The sequence below is a fragment of the Algimonas porphyrae genome, from assembly GCF_041429795.1.
In the GTDB taxonomy this organism is placed as follows: domain Bacteria; phylum Pseudomonadota; class Alphaproteobacteria; order Caulobacterales; family Maricaulaceae; genus Litorimonas; species Litorimonas porphyrae.
The window spans coordinates 60,056-77,452 of record NZ_CP163424.1 but is presented as its reverse complement, the minus strand read 5'-3'; the positions used below and the strand labels follow the sequence as shown (position 1 = coordinate 77,452).

The 17,397-nt window shown below is 59.5% G+C and carries 13 protein-coding genes; 10 read left to right on the top strand and 3 right to left on the bottom strand.

The window, feature by feature from the left end; translation table 11 throughout:
- Positions 1–7 precede the first annotated feature (7 nt).
- Positions 8–1,276 carry a diaminopimelate decarboxylase gene (gene lysA / locus AB6B39_RS00365; protein ID WP_284372034.1) on the top strand — a complete coding sequence of 423 codons (1,269 nt, stop codon included), beginning with the start codon at positions 8–10 and terminating at the stop codon, positions 1,274–1,276.
- 922 nt (positions 1,277–2,198) lie between these two features.
- Here the strand turns inward: lysA and AB6B39_RS00360 are convergent.
- Positions 2,199–4,490, bottom strand: coding sequence for an NADP-dependent malic enzyme (locus AB6B39_RS00360; RefSeq protein ID WP_284372036.1), 2,292 nt, complete (start codon positions 4,488–4,490; stop codon positions 2,199–2,201).
- 15 nt (positions 4,491–4,505) lie between these two features.
- On the opposite strand from AB6B39_RS00360, the gene AB6B39_RS00355 reads away from it, so the two are divergent.
- The 3 genes from AB6B39_RS00355 (at position 4,506) to glnA (ending at position 6,844) form a co-directional block, all read left to right on the top strand.
- Positions 4,506–4,715 carry a hypothetical protein gene (locus tag AB6B39_RS00355; RefSeq protein ID WP_284372038.1) on the top strand — a complete coding sequence of 70 codons (210 nt, stop codon included), beginning with the start codon at positions 4,506–4,508 and terminating at the stop codon, positions 4,713–4,715.
- 266 nt (positions 4,716–4,981) lie between these two features.
- On the top strand, positions 4,982–5,320 hold the full coding sequence (locus AB6B39_RS00350) for a P-II family nitrogen regulator (RefSeq protein ID WP_284372710.1): 339 nt from the start codon (positions 4,982–4,984) through the stop codon (positions 5,318–5,320).
- A 102-nt stretch (positions 5,321–5,422) separates the two neighbouring features.
- Positions 5,423–6,844 (top strand): type I glutamate--ammonia ligase, encoded by a 1,422-nt coding sequence (gene glnA, locus AB6B39_RS00345; protein WP_284372039.1) that lies wholly within the window; start codon positions 5,423–5,425, stop codon positions 6,842–6,844.
- Positions 6,845–6,940: 96 nt separating this feature from the next.
- Here the strand turns inward: glnA and AB6B39_RS00340 are convergent, their stop codons facing one another.
- The gene (locus tag AB6B39_RS00340) at positions 6,941–9,919 is read right to left on the bottom strand and encodes a YncE family protein (RefSeq protein WP_371398664.1); all 2,979 of its coding nucleotides are present in this window, start codon (positions 9,917–9,919) and stop codon (positions 6,941–6,943) included.
- A gap of 388 nt (positions 9,920–10,307) precedes the next feature.
- On the opposite strand from AB6B39_RS00340, the gene AB6B39_RS00335 reads away from it, so the two are divergent.
- Positions 10,308–11,027: an ABC transporter permease gene (locus tag AB6B39_RS00335; RefSeq protein ID WP_284372043.1), complete on the top strand. Its 720-nt coding sequence runs from the start codon at positions 10,308–10,310 to the stop codon at positions 11,025–11,027.
- 17 nt (positions 11,028–11,044) lie between these two features.
- Positions 11,045–11,797, top strand: coding sequence for an ABC transporter ATP-binding protein (locus AB6B39_RS00330; RefSeq protein ID WP_284372045.1), 753 nt, complete (start codon positions 11,045–11,047; stop codon positions 11,795–11,797).
- 105 nt (positions 11,798–11,902) lie between these two features.
- Here AB6B39_RS00330 and AB6B39_RS00325 read toward each other — a convergent pair whose 3' ends face one another.
- Positions 11,903–13,072 carry a glycosyltransferase gene (locus tag AB6B39_RS00325; RefSeq protein ID WP_284372711.1) on the bottom strand — a complete coding sequence of 390 codons (1,170 nt, stop codon included), beginning with the start codon at positions 13,070–13,072 and terminating at the stop codon, positions 11,903–11,905.
- 201 nt (positions 13,073–13,273) lie between these two features.
- Between AB6B39_RS00325 and rfbB the strand changes: the two genes are divergently transcribed.
- From rfbB to AB6B39_RS00305, 4 genes are read left to right on the top strand one after another with little or no spacing between them, the layout of a single operon-like run.
- Complete coding sequence (gene rfbB / locus AB6B39_RS00320; RefSeq protein WP_284372047.1) at positions 13,274–14,326, top strand: dTDP-glucose 4,6-dehydratase; 1,053 nt, start codon at positions 13,274–13,276, stop codon at positions 14,324–14,326.
- Positions 14,327–14,337: 11 nt separating this feature from the next.
- Positions 14,338–15,261, top strand: coding sequence for a dTDP-4-dehydrorhamnose reductase (gene rfbD / locus AB6B39_RS00315; protein ID WP_284372049.1), 924 nt, complete (start codon positions 14,338–14,340; stop codon positions 15,259–15,261).
- The gene (rfbA, locus tag AB6B39_RS00310; RefSeq protein ID WP_348520183.1) at positions 15,251–16,132 is read left to right on the top strand and encodes a glucose-1-phosphate thymidylyltransferase RfbA; all 882 of its coding nucleotides are present in this window, start codon (positions 15,251–15,253) and stop codon (positions 16,130–16,132) included. Before rfbD ends, rfbA begins: the two co-directional genes overlap by 11 nt.
- Positions 16,133–16,156: 24 nt before the next feature.
- The gene (locus AB6B39_RS00305) at positions 16,157–17,335 is read left to right on the top strand and encodes an alginate O-acetyltransferase AlgX-related protein (RefSeq protein ID WP_284372054.1); all 1,179 of its coding nucleotides are present in this window, start codon (positions 16,157–16,159) and stop codon (positions 17,333–17,335) included.
- Positions 17,336–17,397: the final 62 nt, after the last annotated feature.

Genomic DNA, 17,397 nt, shown 5'->3' with positions numbered 1-17,397 from the left:
TCGAACCATGCGCCATTTCGACTATCAGTCCGGCGACCTTCACGCCGAACAGGTTCCGCTGTCACGCATCGCAGCCGAGGTCGGAACGCCTGTCTATGTCTATTCCTCGGCCACGCTGGAACGTCATTACCGCGTCTTCGCCGACAGTTTCGAAGGGCTCGACACGCTGGTCGCCTATTCGGTCAAGGCCAACAGCAACATCGCCGTGCTGCAGACGCTGGCTCAGCTGGGGGCCGGGGCGGATGTCGTCTCGGGCGGGGAACTGGCCCGGGCCCTGATCGCGGGCATTCCAGGCGAACGGATCGTCTTTTCCGGGGTCGGCAAGACCCGGGCGGAAATGTCGGCGGCGCTGGATGCGAACATTCATGTCTTCAACGTCGAAAGCCTGCCCGAACTGCACGCGCTCAATGCCGTGGCCCTGTCCAAGGGCGTCCAGGCACCGGTCGCCTTCCGGGTCAATCCGGACGTCTCGGCCGGCGGGCATGAGAAGATCAGCACGGGCAAGAAGGAAAACAAGTTCGGAATCGGCTGGAGCCGGGCCGAAGCAGCCTATGCCGAAGCGGCGGCGCTGCCCGGAATCGAAATCGTCGGTGTCGATGTGCATATCGGCAGTCAGATCGACGCGCTGGCGCCGTTCGAGGCCGCGATCCGCAAAGTGGTCGGCCTGATCGGGCGGCTTCGCGATCAGGGCCACAGGATCCACCTGTTCGACATTGGCGGGGGGCTGGGCATTCCTTATGGCGGCAATAGCCGGACGCCGCCCCTGCCGGCAGACTATGGCGCGCTTGTGCGACGCCTGACCCGAGACCTTGATGTGCAAATGGTGTTCGAACCCGGACGGATGATCGCCGGAAATTCGGGGGTGCTGCTGTCCGAAGTCCTCTACGTCAAGGAAGGCGAGGATCGCCATTTCCTGATCATCGATGCGGCCATGAACGATCTGTTGCGCCCGGCTCTCTATGATGCGTGGCACGATGTCGAACCTGTTCACGCTCCGTCACCGGATGCCGCGTCGCAGGCTTATGACATCGTCGGCCCGATCTGCGAAAGCGGCGATACCTTCGCCAAGGCGCGCGACCTGCCGCCGCTTTCTGCGGGCGATCTGATCGTCTTTCATTCAGCCGGGGCATATGGGGCCGCGCAGAGCAGCCAGTATAATACCCGCCCGCTCGTGCCCGAAGTCATGGTCCGGGGCGATGCCTACCGCGTCATCCGCGAACGCCCTACCATCGCCGACATGCTCAAGACGGAACGCCTGCCCGACTGGCCGGATTGATCGGTCGATCAGTGGTCGTCGCCATCTTCAAGGTTCAGCGACACCACGCCTCCGGCCTGACCGACAGGTTCGGGAGATGGATCACCGGATCAAGTCCGGTGATGTGGGGGAGTAAAGTGCTGGTCCCCGTTCATAGCATGCAGAAGGGGGCGCTCTCAATTAATCCCCGCCTATGCCGTTAAGTACGGCTTCCGTTTCAGTCACCTACCCTCAATCCCACAAACCTAATCCACTCCCTCCTAGTTCCATGCTTTCTTACCTTTGTCCGTCACGGACACGGGGTGGGGCATAACCCTCGGTGTGGCGGATCGGTGTGAGGGCCGGACCTCTCGTGCGGGAGGACGTGCCTGCTTCAAGCTTTGCCCCGTGAAGGCAAGGCGCGCGGGGTCTGGCGGGACCGTGCCGGGATCTATGCAGCCCGGTGCGCCCTTTATGTCTCATCCGTGTTTGACGCTGGGCCTGTATCGGCTGCGCGTGAGCCAAGCATCTCGTTCGGGCACGTTCACCCGGTCGGGTTAGGCCGCGGTACGATATGGGGTGGGCGACAAGTGCGGATGACGGTGTGAGCCAATCACCGCGCGCGGGCTCTGTCTTGCGACGAAACGGTACACTTAAATCTTCCCCGGTCACGGGGCACAGCCCGCGCCTCGTGTCATTCCTGACGATGAGGGTTCACGTTAAGCGTGATGCTGATGACCCGCTCTCAGCCGCAGGATGGCGGCTGCCTTCTTCTCATATGCCATCCCGGCCAAGGCGCGTATGCGCCGTAAAGCCGGGACCTAACGGGATGGAGACCAGTCTCCTGTCGGGCTGCTGTGTCAGGACCCGGTCTAGGCGCGGCTGACGCCGCTGGGCTGGAATGACAAGTGGGAGACGGGGCCATTGGCGGCCCCATACAACCGAGCTGTACTGCGAGCCGACGTCAGGACTCTTCAAATCCCGGGGCAAAGGCCGCGAGTGTTGCCATTTGCAGGATTTCGGAGGCGGCGGCGCCGAGCGAGCAGATCTGTACCGGCTTTTCCAGACCTGTCAGGAACGGGCCGAGCACGGTCGCTCCGCCGACGGCGTCCAGCAATTTGGTCGAGATCGATGCCGAATGGATGGCCGGCATGACCAGTACATTGGCGGCGTCGGTCAGGCGCGAGAAGGGATAGGTCAGCGTATGCAGCGGGTCGAGCGCGACATCGGCCGCCAGATCGCCTTCATACTCGAAGTCGACCTGTCGCTGATCGAGAATGGAGACCGCTTCGCGAACCTTCATCATGCGTTCGCCGACAGGGTTACCGAAAGTGGAATAGGACAACATGGCGACGCGCGGTTCGAACCCGAAGGTCTGGGCGAAGTTCGCGGTCGTTTCCGCAATATCGGCAAGGTCGGCGGCAGTCGGCAGCTCGGTAATGTTGGTGTCGGCGATGAAGAGCGTCCGGTTGCGGTTGACCACGACGGACACGCCCATCGTGCGTTCGCGCTTGCGGTGGCTCAGCACCAGCCGCACGTCGCGCAGCACCACATCATAGGACCGGGTCACGCCGGACACCATGCCGTCCGCCAGACCGTGATGCATCAGCAGAGCGGAAAAGACATTCCGGTCATTATTGACCAGACGCTGTGCGTCACGCCGCAGGAAGCCCCGGCGCTGCAGGCGGGAATAGAGATATTCGGTGAACTCCGCATTGCGGTCGAACAGGCGCGCATTGAGAACGGAAAGACTCTCCGGCTTCTCGATGCCGAGCAGCTTCATATTGTCGTAGATCGGCTTTTCCCGGCCGATCAGGATCGCCTTGCCAAGACCGCGCTGCTGGAAGGCCTGCGCAGCGCGGATGACGGCGGGTTCTTCGCCTTCGGCAAAGACGATCGTTTTGGGCTCCTCGACGACGGCGGCCGTTATGCCCTGCAGGATGGCGGCGGTCGGATCCTGTCGCCGGGCGAGGGAGCGCTTATAGGCGTCCATATCCTCGATCGGCTTGCGCGCCTGTCCGGTGTCCATGGCGGCCTGCGCGACATAGGGCGGGATTTCACTGATCAGACGCGGATCGAACGGGGCCGGGATGATATAGTTGGGGCCGTATTTCGGACGATTGCCGTGATAGGCCGCGGCCACTTCCTCCGGCACGTCCTGACGCGCCAGATCGGCCAGCGCATGGGCGCAGGCCAGTTTCATCTCGTCATTGACGTTTCGCGCCCGCACGTCGAGCGCGCCGCGGAAGATATAGGGGAAGCCCAGAACGTTATTGACCTGATTGGGATAATCCGAACGGCCCGTGGCAATGATGGCATCATCGCGGACGGACTTGATCGTTTCGGGCAGGACTTCCGGATCGGGATTCGCCATGGCGAAGATGATCGGATTGGGGGCCATGCTGGCGACCATCTCCTCATCGACGATGCCGGCGACCGAAAGACCGAGAAAGACGTCCGCGCCTTCCATCGCTTCGCGCAGGGTCCGCTTGTCAGTATCGACGGCGTGCGGGGCCTTCCACTGATCCATATACTCGGTCCGGCCCTTATAGATCACGCCCTTGCTGTCGAGGACGAGGCAGTTATCGTCGCGCACGCCGAGCGACTTGATCAGGTTCAGAACCGACAGGCCGGCGGCACCCGCGCCGGACAGGACGACCGTCATGTCTTCGAACTTGCGTCCTGTCAGGTCGGCGGCATTGATGAGGCCCGCCGTGGCGATGATGGCGGTGCCGTGCTGGTCGTCATGAAACACGGGAATGTCGACCAGGTCGCGCAATTCCTGTTCAATGATGAAACATTCGGGCGAGCCGATATCTTCGAGATTGATGCCGCCAAAACTATTTCCGATCCGCTTGACGCATTCGATGAAGGGCTCGGCCTCTTCCTCTTCGACTTCAATGTCGAAACTGTCGATGTCGGCGAAGCGTTTGAAGAGAACGGACTTCCCTTCCATGACGGGTTTGGATGCGATCGCTCCCAGATTACCGAGCCCCAGAATGGCTGTCCCGTTGGAGATGACGGCGACTGTGTTGCCCTTGGACGTATAGTCGTACGCCAGATCAATATCTTCGGCGATGGCTTCGACCGGAACGGCGACGCCTGGCGAATAGGCCAGGCTGAGATCGCGCTGGGTCGCCATCGGCTTGGTCGGCAACATGGAGATCTTGCCGGGTGTCGGTTCGGCATGAAAGCGAAGCGCCTGTTCGTCGGTGATGAAGGGCTTCTTGGGCGGGCGTGGGGTCAGCTTTTTCATGAATATCTCCGCCGGATGAACTGCAGTCGCGAACAGCCGGTTTCAAGTAGTGGGCCGTCTGACCGTCTGGCGACGGGCGGCAAGGATTATGACCATGCGGTCTCGACTGTTCGTGTGGCCCGAAATCCGGTCGATGAACTGCAGTCGCGAACATCGTCCATGCGGCATCCGGGCGGTGCGAACGTCTGCGGCTTTACCGCACTGAATCGGCGGCGCAACGGATAAAATAGACGGGAGGCGGCGGCGTGGTGAGGCAAATGAGAAGAATCTGCGCATCGTCTGGGCATAATACGGGCTTGAGCGCTTGCGCATCAATATTCATCGCGGCAATGTGCAGGCGCACAAAAGTCATGCATTTCGAAGATGTGCCGCCCAGCCACGAAGACTCCCGCCGTCTGCGACTCGACTCCGGCGGCCCGTCCCGGCAGGTCAGGCGTAACGTCATGCCGGGGCTGCATGATTATCGCGACACGCTTAAGTCAGGGCACATCATGAAGAAGATCGAAGCCATCATCAAACCGTTCAAGCTGGACGAGGTGAAGGAGGCGCTACAGGCGATCGGCCTGCAAGGGATGACGGTTCTGGAAGCCAAGGGCTTCGGTCGACAGAAAGGCCATACCGAGCTTTATCGCGGCGCCGAATATGTCGTCGACTTCCTGCCCAAGCTGAAGCTGGAACTGGTCGTCGCGGACGATCAGGTCGAACCAGCGTTGGAAGCGATCCAGACGGCTGCCAAGACCGGCAAGATCGGCGATGGCAAGATTTTCGTTTCCGAAGTCTCGCAGGCGATCCGGATCCGGACCGGCGAAACCGGCGACGCGTCGCTTTAGCGACCGCACCATCTCCGGGATGCGCCGGTCGAAATCCGGCGCGCCCGATACATAGTCAACTCAACCGACCCCCTAACATTTTTCCCGACGGAGACGGCCATCATGGCGGACAAGGCAATCACGGCAGACGACATTCTGAAGACGGTGAAGGACGAGGAAATCGGCTTTGTCGATCTTCGCTTCACCGATCCGAAAGGCAAGATGCAGCATGTCACCTTCCATTCGAGTATGGTCGATGAAGACCTGTTCAAGGACGGCACCATGTTCGACGGCAGTTCGATCGGTGGCTGGAAGGATATCAACGAATCCGACATGGTCCTGATGCCTGATCCGACCACGGCCAAGATGGACCCGTTCTATCAGCAGGATACGATGGCCATCTTCTGCGACATTCTGGAGCCGGACGACGGATCGACCTATAATCGCGATCCACGCGGCACGGCCAAGGCGGCGGAAAGCTATATGCGCTCAGCCAATGTCGGTGACGAAGTCTATTTCGGGCCGGAAGCGGAATTCTTCGTTTTTGATGATGTGCGCTGGAGCACGGACCAGAACAAGACGGGTTTCGAATTCGATTCAACCGAAGGCCCTTACAATACCGGTACCATGTACACAGGCGGCAATATGGGGCACCGGCCCGGGCCCAAGGGCGGTTACTTCCCGGTCCCGCCTGTCGACAGCCAGCAGGATATGCGATCCGAAATGCTGTCCATCATGGAAGAGCTCGGTCTGAAGCCTGAAAAACATCACCACGAAGTCGCGCCGTCGCAGCATGAGCTCGGCATGAAGTTCGATACGCTGGTCAGTATGGCCGACAATATGCAGCTCTATAAGTATATCGTGCACAATGTCGCCCATGCCTATGGCAAGACGGCGACCTTCATGCCCAAACCCGTTCACAATGATAATGGGACGGGCATGCATGTGCACATGTCGATCTGGAAGGACGCGCAGCCGCTCTTCGCCGGTGACGGCTATGCAGGCCTGTCCGATGCCTGCCTTCACTATATTGGCGGCGTCATCAAGCACGCCAAGGCGATCAACGCTTTCGCCAACGCCTCGACCAATTCCTACAAGCGCCTGGTTCCGGGGTTCGAAGCCCCAGTCATGCTGGCCTACAGCTCGCGTAACCGCTCGGCCTCGATCCGCATTCCGTGGACGGCCTCGCGCAATGGCAAACGTCTGGAAGCGCGCTTCCCCGATCCGGCAGGCAACCCCTACCTGACCTATACGGCGCTGCTGATGGCCGGGCTCGACGGCATCAAGAACAAGATCCATCCGGGCGATCCGATGGACATCGATCTGTACGAGCTGTCCGCCGAAGAGGCGAAGGATATCCCGCAGGTCTGTGGCTCCCTGAAGGAAGCGCTCGGCGCACTCGATGCCGACCGCGATTTCCTGAAAGCGGGAGGCGTCTTCGACGATGATCAGATCGACGCCTATATCGAGATGAAGATGGAAGAAGTCCACCGCGTCGCCATGCACCCGCACCCGGTCGAGTTCGATCTTTACTACAAGTGCTGATCTAAGCGTTCAGAACCGCAACGAAGCCGCCTCCGTGAATGAGGCGGCTTTTTTGTGTCTGGATGAACGCGTAATTCAATCGCGCAGACCGAGCGGTCACTGGATGTCCGTGACGAAAATGGCGGATTTGTTTCCAAGAATGAATCCGCCCCGCTCCCTTGCGCTCACGGTCACGATCATTTTTGTGCCATCAGCGTTGAAGAACGCCTGTGCGGCGGAATTGACGAGGGCGATTCCAGGGCGGGCGGCTTCGGGAAAGCGTCCCCATCCTTGATCCCTGAGAAGATTGAGCTGTTCATCGGCAAAATAGATCGTCCGGCCATCCTGGTCGACCCCTTCCGGTGTAATGATGGCCCACTCGGCCCGTTGGACACTATAATCGGCCCAACTGGCAAACGTGCCGCCCAATGCCCCGCGAAAGCTGAAACCCCTCGAGGCTCCATCCGTCATACGCGCCAGGGTGGATCGACCCATTTCCATCAGGTCACCGATATAGACATTGCCGAGCGTGTCGAAAAATGCCCGCGCGCTCATTGTAACGGGCCCCAGATTGCTGGGCGGGTCCGTGAAGCGTGTGGGCGGAAATGCCGTCAGATCGAATTTGATGTCCGGTCCGCCGATATACAGCCAAGGACCGGCCGGATTGAGTTGAGGCCCTTGGACGGTCTGACCGATCGGGTCGATCGCCACAATGTTGGCACCAAAATCGACGGATATCAGGGAAATACCCTGTCCCTGAACGGAGCTATAGGGAACGAAATGGGCCCGCCTATTCGCATCGATCACGATCTCGCCCCAATCGTGCCCATGTTCCTGCCAGTCCGCAAGAGTTGCGGATGACAGGTCGATCAGGCTGGTGCTGCCTACATGCGAGGCGACGGCGAACAGGCCATCATCGGATATTTCGAACTGATAGACGTCACGTGGCAGAGCAATCTCGACCTCGCGAAAATCATCGAGATAAAGCATCTTCATCGTCTTGAAGTCCGTTGTCATCAACAGCATCGCATTCAGGGGAGCACTGTAGCGGGCTGATCCCTGGCGTCTGAAGGCCTGTTGCCGCGTGATATTCGTCTGCGGACGACTCAGTCCTGTGCTCCAGTTCTCGACGCGGCGGGCAATGGATGGACCGCCGGCCGGGTAGACGTCGACAAAGACGCGCACACTATCACTGCTGCGCACCCCGTCATCGACGACAAGATCAAATATGTAGCTCCCCTCGACATCCGGTTCGAGCCGGATTGTGTCCGTCGCCAAACCGTTGACGGGGGCCATACTGCCGGCCGGCGTCTCGAACACGGTCCACTGATAGGTGAGCCCGGGATTGGTCGGTGATAGGCTGGCCGATGCATCGATCGAGACGCTGTCCCCGACGCGTGCAGAATGATAGCGTGCGACGACGGCTTGTGGCGTGACAGCAGCGGCTTCGGTGGCGCGGCCATAGGAAATGGCGAGGACATCCGTTCTGACGATATCGCCATTGGGCTGTGTTTCGAGTTTGCGTTTCACGATATAGAGATTGTCGTTGGTCTGCCCCGAAAAGGCATAGGTCGGCGAGGAGGACACGAAGTTTCGGTCCAGCTCGAGCGGAAGACGAAGCGGGGTTGTGACATCACCCGTATCCGCGTCGATCAGGTAAACGAAATGCGCAGTCGTATCCCCGATGACAGCCCATTGCCGGGTGAACGGACTGGCGCTGGCATGAAAGATCCTGTCGGGCGTGTCCAACATCGACAGGGACGTCGCGTCGACGCCTGTCGTGACACGCAATTGTTCACCACAGCGGGTCAGGAGATGCGGTCCGGACAGACCGCTCCACAGATCGGCGCAATCATTTGTCCGCAACAATGTGCGGGGCTGCTGTGCGGTGACGCGGTTGTCGGCTGCCACATTGTAACGCTGCAGCCATTTCAGGGTCAGATCGGGACTGACTGCGAACAGCGCGTTGCCATCTTCGGATATGACAGCCCGGCTCCGCGTGGTGAACGCAGGATCGCTACTGGCAGTGACTTGACCCGTTGCGAGCTCAACCGTGTAGATATCATCCTGTGAACCCGCATCGGGAAAGATGAACGCGAAACCGTCCGCATCGACAACTATATCGTGAACCTTGACCGGTAGCGGGACAGTCCGGACAATGGAAGGGCCGCTCATCTCGACATAGCTCAGAAGGCGATCATGCCCGATTATCGCGTACAGGCCGTCCGGCGTCACCGCCACATCGGTCGCCGGTGCGCTGATCGCCATACTGTTTTCGGTTCCATCAAGATCGATCACGGAAAAGCGTGTATCGTTCGCAGCGGCAATCCGGTCATTGGCCGTGTCGTGTGCCAGGTGATTATATAAAACGGCAAGAGGTAGCACTTGCCACGCCTGAACGTCGATCGGACCCGTCCGCGTCGTCGTCGTAGCGATTCCGTCCGTCACGCTCAGTTCCAGCTCGAACTGACCGGCCTGATCAAACGTAATGATGGGGGCCGGTCCCGAATAGGTGCGACCGCTCAGTGTCGACAGGCCGGGAGTCGACACGACCGTCCAACTATAGCTCAGAGTCTGACCGTTCGGGTCCGTCGAATTGCCAGCATTCAGAGTGATATCGCGACCGACAAAGGGCGTCGGGGACGGTACACCGATAACCGCCGTCGGGGCCGTGTTGACGAGTGTCACGACCACTTCGTCATAGTCGGAATCCCGAGACGGATCTGACACAGCAATCTTGAAGATATACTCTCCGGGCGTCATTGCGCGGAATCCCGCGACCGCCTGATCGGGGTCGACAAGACCGGCATTGGCTCCGGCGGGCTGGCTCTCAAGCGTCCATCCAAATGTCAGCATGTCTCCATCGGGATCCGAACTGCCGGAAGCATCCAACGTGTATGTTGATGACGCAATGTCATATGTGGCGTCGGGCCCCGCATCAGCCACAGGGGCCTGATTGGCTGGCGGAGGTGTGACGACGACCGGTGGCGGCGTCGGTGTTTGGGTTTTATTTCCGCCGCATGCTGTTAGCACGGCGAACAGCCCTAACAAGAGTGTCCATTTGATCGGAAAATACAGATCCGATGATCGTAGCATATTCTAAACTCATGATATTTTGCGAGTTCTTGGATTGTCAGTAACATCACAGAAATACTGGAGGTATACAAGCTCTGATTGTTACAAGTTCGTTGCGGATAGCCGGATTCGCGGGTTGGCTTTGCGGATCGTCGGACAACAGACGCTCTCACTCAGCGGTTTTGAAATGGACAGGGGTCTTGCGCCTGTTCTGGTCAGAGCATAGGTTCGTAGCTCTGGTCACGGACGGACTCTGATGCATGCCGCAGGGGTCCGCATCCAACTGGCAGTCACAGTAAGCCGCATTGTGTGGATTACCGAGTGGGAGTGAACCCTCATTCTCAAATCACTCTCCATCGCGGCCCGCGATATTGCGCAGGGGTTTTCGAAATTTCCGCTATGGCGCTATATGGCCTTCCGGGAATTGCGCCTGCGCTATGCGCGCTCTTTCATCGGCCCCTTCTGGATTACCATCTCCATGGGTCTCTGGGTTATCGCCCTGTCGCTGCTCTATGGCGGACTGTTCGGTGCGCCGCTGGAAGAAGTGGCGCCCTTCATCACGCTGGGTGTCGTGATCTGGACCTATCTGCAGGCGGTGCTGACGGAAGGGTCGACCAGCCTGATGCAGGCCAAGGGCATGCTTGAACAGATGGAAACGCCGATCAGTACATTCGTCTGGCTGGTCGTGCTGCGCAATGTCATCGTCGCGGGTCATCACATGACGATCTTTGTCATCCTGATTTTCCTCTATGGTTTGTGGCCGAACATGAACTGGCTGTGGCTGGGCGTCGGTCTGCCGATCCTGCTGGTAGCCGGCTTTGCCATGACCCTGTTCGTGGCGGTGCTAACGCCGCGCTTTCGGGATATAGCCCCGCTCACAACGAACTTCATGACGGTGGGATTCTTTCTCTCGCCTGTCATGTGGCGACCGAGCGATCTGCAGAAGAACCAGTTCATCGTCGACTATAATCCGTTCACTCATCTTCTGGCGGTCTTTCGCGAGCCCCTGCTGGGCCGGGCACCGGACATGACCTCGATCATCGTCTCCGCCGTGATTGCGGTCGGGCTTATGCTGATCGCCATGCTGCTTCTCGGACGCAAGAAGCACAAGATCATCTTCTGGCTCTAGGCGAACGGTCTCGGTTCATGGCATCGATCACTCTGGACAATGTGACCATTGACTACCCCGTCTACGGGCCGGCGGCCCTTTCCATGCGGGCGCAGATCCTACGCCCGGCCCTGGGGGCGGCGATCAACAGCACGGAACATAATGTTATCAAGACGCGGGCGCTCGATGGGGTTTCGCTCAACATCCGGCAGGGCGATCGGGTCGGGCTGATCGGGCCCAACGGCGCCGGAAAATCAACACTGCTCAAGGTGATGGCCAATGTCTATGCGCCGACGGAAGGAACCGTCAGCACCGTTGGTACCATCCGCACCCTGTTCGATATTGCCATGGGCATGGACGGCGAGGCGACCGGGCGGGAAAATATCATTGTTCGCGGGCTTCTGCTGGGGGCGAGTCTGTCCGACATTGAAAGCCGGATGCAGGCGGTCATCGATTTTTCCGAACTGGGCAACTTCATCGACATGCCGCTCCGGACTTATTCATCCGGTATGGCTCTGCGGCTAGCCTTTTCCGTTTCGACGGAATTCGGTGCGGACATTGTGCTCATCGACGAAATTTTCGGAGTCGGCGATCAGGCCTTCGTCATGAAGGCGCATGACCGGCTGAACAGTTTCATCGGCAATTCCGGCATCGTTATACTGGCCAATCACAGTAATGAGCTGATCCGGGATCTTTGCACGAAAGCCATCTATCTGGATCATGGCCGACTTGTCGACTTCGGCGACTGCGAGACGGTTCTGGCGCGTTATGATGCAGCCGTGACAGGATAATCACGACGCAAGGACAAGGCCCCGTTCCGGATCGGCGGACGGGCGATAGTTATGTCGAGCGAGACGGTCGGCCTCACCGCACCTGGTGATTGGCAGGCCAGGCGCTTATGGCGTCAGGTGGCCCAGAAAATCCGTCAGTGATTGCGCCGCTGCTGCGGCGTTCAGCCCAGGGGGGCAGTCCTCTGGCACACGATCTCCTTTCCTGATTGACAGCAAAGCCAGGTCGAGTGGTTGCAGTGCGTCAGGCGCATCGATGAGCGACAGCCAGTCTCCTCCGCCCTGATAGAGAATGGGCAAACGGGTCTGGCGATATTCCGCGAATTTTCCGGGTAGCGCATGGCTGTCCTCCGGCGTCAGTAGCAGCAGCGCGTCGGCACCGGCCTGCAAAGCGCGGGCCTCGGCAAGGGGCAATGCGCCATAGGCCGTCACTTTCGTTGGCGGCTCGTTTGCCTCCTCCCGCCGAGCGAGAAGGGTTTTTTCCTCCAGGCTGAGTTGTCCGGCTATGTGCAGATGAAGTGGGCATCCGGTTCGACGCGCGGACAGATGATCGAGCCTTGTCAGCAGCGTATCCAGTTTGCGCCGTCGATCGGACAGGGTGAACCCGCCCGAATGAACGATGTTGAGATCGGACTTCGGAAGGTCCTTCGGGGCTGGAGGCGGATCCGAGAAGTGATCGATAATATGTTCCGGTGTGCCATCCGGAGCGTAGGCCCGGATTTCCGACAGGACGGCTTCCGAAACGGCTGTAAGGGCATCGACCGTGCGCAGACAGCGCTGCGCCATTGTCCGTTCGATGGATCGGCGCAGTCCCGAGCGGGCCAGGACCGCCCGGTGTGGATTGACGGTCCATGTGTCGCGAAACTCCGCCAGCCAGCGACATCCCAGCGCGGCCTTGATGCGCGGCCCGACAATGTGAAGACTTTCCGGCGGGCTTGTCGTCATGAGCCAGTCAGCTCGGATCGGGTGGGACTCCAGATGTCGCGCAACGCGGCGCGCCCAGCGGATTTCGGGTTCAGGCCAGAGCAACCAGTTCCGCGCGATATTCCGCAAGGGGCTTTGCTCTGTCGGGTCGGGCTGAGGTTCCTCAGCGCTTGGCTCGCCCTTGTCCCGATCATAATCGGAACTGACCAGATGCGGAACGACGATATGATCTGGGTGCGCCTGCCGGAACGGGCTGACGATCGTGACGCGATGCCCCGCATCCCGCAGGGCCTGCGTAAACAAATAGGGCCGCCGCGCTCCGCCGGATGCTTCAGGCGGATAATGTCTTGCGATCAGACAGATATGAATAGATCGCTCCCTCGTTCAGCCACGCGCTCCCTAGGCCGATTGGGACGAAAACAAAAGACCTTCCGGCGGGTTTGACGGCGCGGAACAGAAGGATCGGACGGGTCATGACCATTGATCTGGTCTGCGGCGCTGCTATGGCCCCTGCGTTGCAATGAATTGGTTCGGGCCTGCAGGGAGTATAGATCAGTGAAACTCCTTGTGACGGGTGGGGCAGGCTTTATCGGATCCGCGTTGATCCGCCTGGCCATCACGCGCGGCCATCATATCGTCAATGTCGACAAACTGACCTATGCCGCCAATCTCGACAGCCTGCGAGATGTGGCCGGACATCCGCACTATGATTTCGTCAAGGCCGATATCTGCGACCTTGATGCGATGAAAGCCATTCTGGCCGCCCATCAGCCTGATGCCATCATCCATCTGGCGGCGGAGTCGCATGTCGATCGGTCGATCGATGGTCCCGGGGCCTTCATCCAGACCAATATTGTCGGGACGTTCACCTTGCTGCAGGCGGCGCGGGATTTCTGGGCCGGTCTGCGGGGGGCACGTCGGGACAGGTTTCGTTTTCATCACGTTTCGACGGATGAGGTGTATGGCGATCTGAGCGCGGACGATCCGCCTTTTTCCGAAACAACACCCTATGATCCCAGCTCTCCCTATTCAGCCAGCAAGGCGGCCTCGGACCATCTTGTGCGGGCTTGGGCGCGAACTTACGGCCTTCCCATATTGCTCACCAATTGTTCCAATAATTACGGGCCCTACCAGTTCCCAGAGAAGCTCATCCCGGTGGTTATTCTCAAGGCGCTGCACGGCGATACGATCCCTGTCTACGGTAAGGGCGAGAATGTTCGCGATTGGCTTTATGTCGATGATCATGCTGATGCGCTGTTGCGGGTTCTGGACAAGGGAGCGCCCGGCGAAACCTACAATATCGGCGGCAATAATGAACGGACCAATCTCGCACTTGTCGAGACGATCTGCGACCTGATGGGGCAGCATCTGCCACCTGGTGGCAAAGATTTCAGACGCTTGATCCGCTTTGTCACCGACCGCCCCGGCCATGATCATCGCTATGCGATCGACGCCGCCAAAATCGAAGACGCGCTGGGATGGTCGCCTTCCATGAGCGCTGATGAGGGGTTCGACCGGACGGTTCGCTGGTACCTGGACAATGACTGGTGGTGGCGGCCTCTAATCAGAGAGGGTGCTTTTGGTGACCGTCTCGGCCTGAAGCGCTAGACAGGCGCGTCATGCACTGTCTGGTCATCGGAAAAACGGGTCAACTGGCGCGCGCGCTTCAGGCGGAAATCGCGGCCGATCATTTTTCCGCAACGTTTCTGGACCGATCCGATTGCGATCTCGCTGCACCGGAAGCGCTCCTCCGAGAATGCCTGCAGCCCCATCTGGATAAGGGGGACATCATCATTATCGCAGCGGCCTATACGGCTGTCGATCAGGCCGAGACCGATTTCGAGACGGCCTATCGGGTCAATGCTGTCGCGCCCGGGATCATTGCCGAGCTTGCAGCGCGCGCCGACATTCCCGTTATCCATATCTCGACCGATTATGTGTTCGATGGGCAGGCTCGAAAGCCCTATGCAACCGATGCGCCGGTGGCTCCCGTCAACGCCTATGGTCGCACGAAACTGGCGGGGGAAGAGGCCGTCCGAACCGCGCAACCGAGCGCGGCGATATTGCGGACATCATGGGTCTATGACGTGTCGGGCAGGAATTTCCTGACCACCATGCTGCGCCTTGGCGCATCGCGCGATACGCTCGACGTCGTTGCTGATCAGACCGGACGCCCGACACATGCGCGCGATCTGGCCCGGGCCTGCATGGTCGTCGCGAAAGCCTTATGTGCGAACGATCCTGCCGCCTCGGCTATTTTTCACGTCAGCAATAGTGGCCAACCGACCAGTTGGGCCGGCTTCGCCCGCGCGATCTTCAGCGCTACATCTTCATGGCGAGATCATGCGGTCAGCGTTCGGGATATTGCGACGGCGGATTTCCCGACCCCCGCCCGGCGACCAGCCTATTCCGTGCTGGACCTTGAGCCCTTCGAAACGACGTTTGATTTTGCCATGCCCGACTGGCAGGTGAGCCTGCACCGGGCATTGCAGAATCACCCGATGATCGTCGCAGGAAAAACAAGGGCCGATGATGATACGTAAGGGCATCATTCTCGCAGGGGGGACAGGCTCGCGCCTCCATCCTTCGACCATATCCGTGTCGAAACAGCTGATGCCCGTCTTCGATAAGCCAATGATCTACTATCCGCTATCGACCCTCATGCAGGCTGGCTTGTCGGAAATCATGGTGATCACCACGCCGCATGATCGTGCGGCGTTCGAGCATCTACTGGGCGATGGTCGGCGCTGGGGGATGAGCATCACCTATGCGTCGCAGCCCAGTCCCGACGGGCTGGCTCAGGCCCTGATAATCGCCGAAGACTTTCTGGAAGGCGGTCCGAGCGCGCTTATTCTGGGCGATAATCTGTTCTTCGGGGCCGGGTTTAATCGCACGCTCGCCACGGCCATGCAGCGCCGTGAGGGTGCGACGATCTTCGGCTATCACGTCAAGGACCCCTCAGCTTACGGCGTTGTCGGATTTGATGAGAATAAAAAGGCTGTCAGCCTGGTCGAAAAGCCCAAGGATCCGGCCTCCAATTATGCTGTGACGGGACTTTATTTCTATGACGGCGATGCGCCCTCTCGCGCGCGACAGGTCAAGCCGTCCGCCCGGGGCGAGCTCGAGATTACGACCCTGAACGAAATGTATCTGGACGACGGGAAGTTGACAGTCGAGCTTCTGAATGAAGGATCGACCTGGCTCGATACGGGAACCCATCGCAGCCTGCTGCAGGCCGCGCAATTCGTCGCCGTCATTCAGGAACGGCAAGGCAACCGGATTTGCTGCCCCGAAGTGATCGCCTATCAGAATGGATGGATCGATAGAGACCAGCTGCGACGTCTGGCCGGACCGTTGGAAAAGAGCGGGTACGGCTCTTACTTGCGGCAGGTTTGCGAAAGCGCCGAGGATTAGTCGGACGTGACCAATGCGGACGACATGCCAGGCTCTCCTCGCCCCGAAGTGCAGCGACGATCGACACTTAGCCGTCGGGTGACGACGCTGTTTGTCGGTCTGCTCATTCTGGCTTTCTGCCTCCCGGCATTTCTGTTTCTGACGGGCCTGCAGACAAATACGGATCAGATCAGCCGCTCGGAACGACGCGTGCTGCAGGGGCTGCCCTCATTCGAAGGTGATGCCAGGGCCTATACGGCGCAAATGGACGATTATCTGGAAGACCGATTCGGGCTTCGCATGCTGCTGATCCGACTGGCGCGGAAGGTCCGCGACAATCTCGGTGAAAATCCACCCAATGTGATCTATGGACAGGATGGCTGGCTCTATCTCGGAGCGCTGAAATATCGTGACGAGTTTGAAGGGCAGGGAAGCTGGAGCAATGAGCGCGTCGAACGCTGGGTGGAGAGCCTGTCAAACGTGAATGCTGCCCTGAGCGCGCGCGATATTCCCTTCATCGCCTTCATCGCCATCGACAAGGCCCGGGCCTATCCGGAGTTTCTTCCCGAAGACTGGCAGGAGGGCACGCGCCGGTTCCGCTCATTTGTGTACCAGCATCCAGACGCTGCGCAGACCGGCCTGATCGATGCGGAACGCTATGTGATGCAGGCCAAGGCAGCAGGTAAGAAGACGTTCTATTCGCGCGATACGCACTGGACCGCTGACGGGACCTACGATCTGGCGATGGCGATAATGGACCGCTTCGACCCAGACGGCAGCCTGCCCAGATATATGCCTGCGCCCGCACAAGTCAGAGAATCGGAACGGCTGCTGGATCTCGACGCCATGGCCGGGTTCGAACGGTCCAACGAACCTCCGGCCCTGATGATCGGTTTCCCGCAAGGTGGACCCGATGGGCTGACGCGTCTGGAACCGACGGCTCCTGACTCACCTCATGTCGGGCAGTTTGCGACGGTGCGCTCAGACGGAACGCATGATGTGGGCGACAAACGATTGGTCATCGTTGGCGACAGCTTCGCTGACAGTATGCTGGGTCATTTTCTGCCGAGCTATGCGGACATCATCCGCATCCATCACGGTGCCCATTTGTTTGATGTTTCTCTGGATGAAGTGCTGGCTTATGAACCGGACGCGGTTCTCTTTGCGACGGCAGAGCGACAGGCCGCCCAGAAAGATCAGCCTTTCCAGCCGATTAGGCCTTAACCGATTGAGGTATTCGCGAGCGATGACGCACCGCAGCGGGCAGTTGCGGCGTTGGGGCAGCA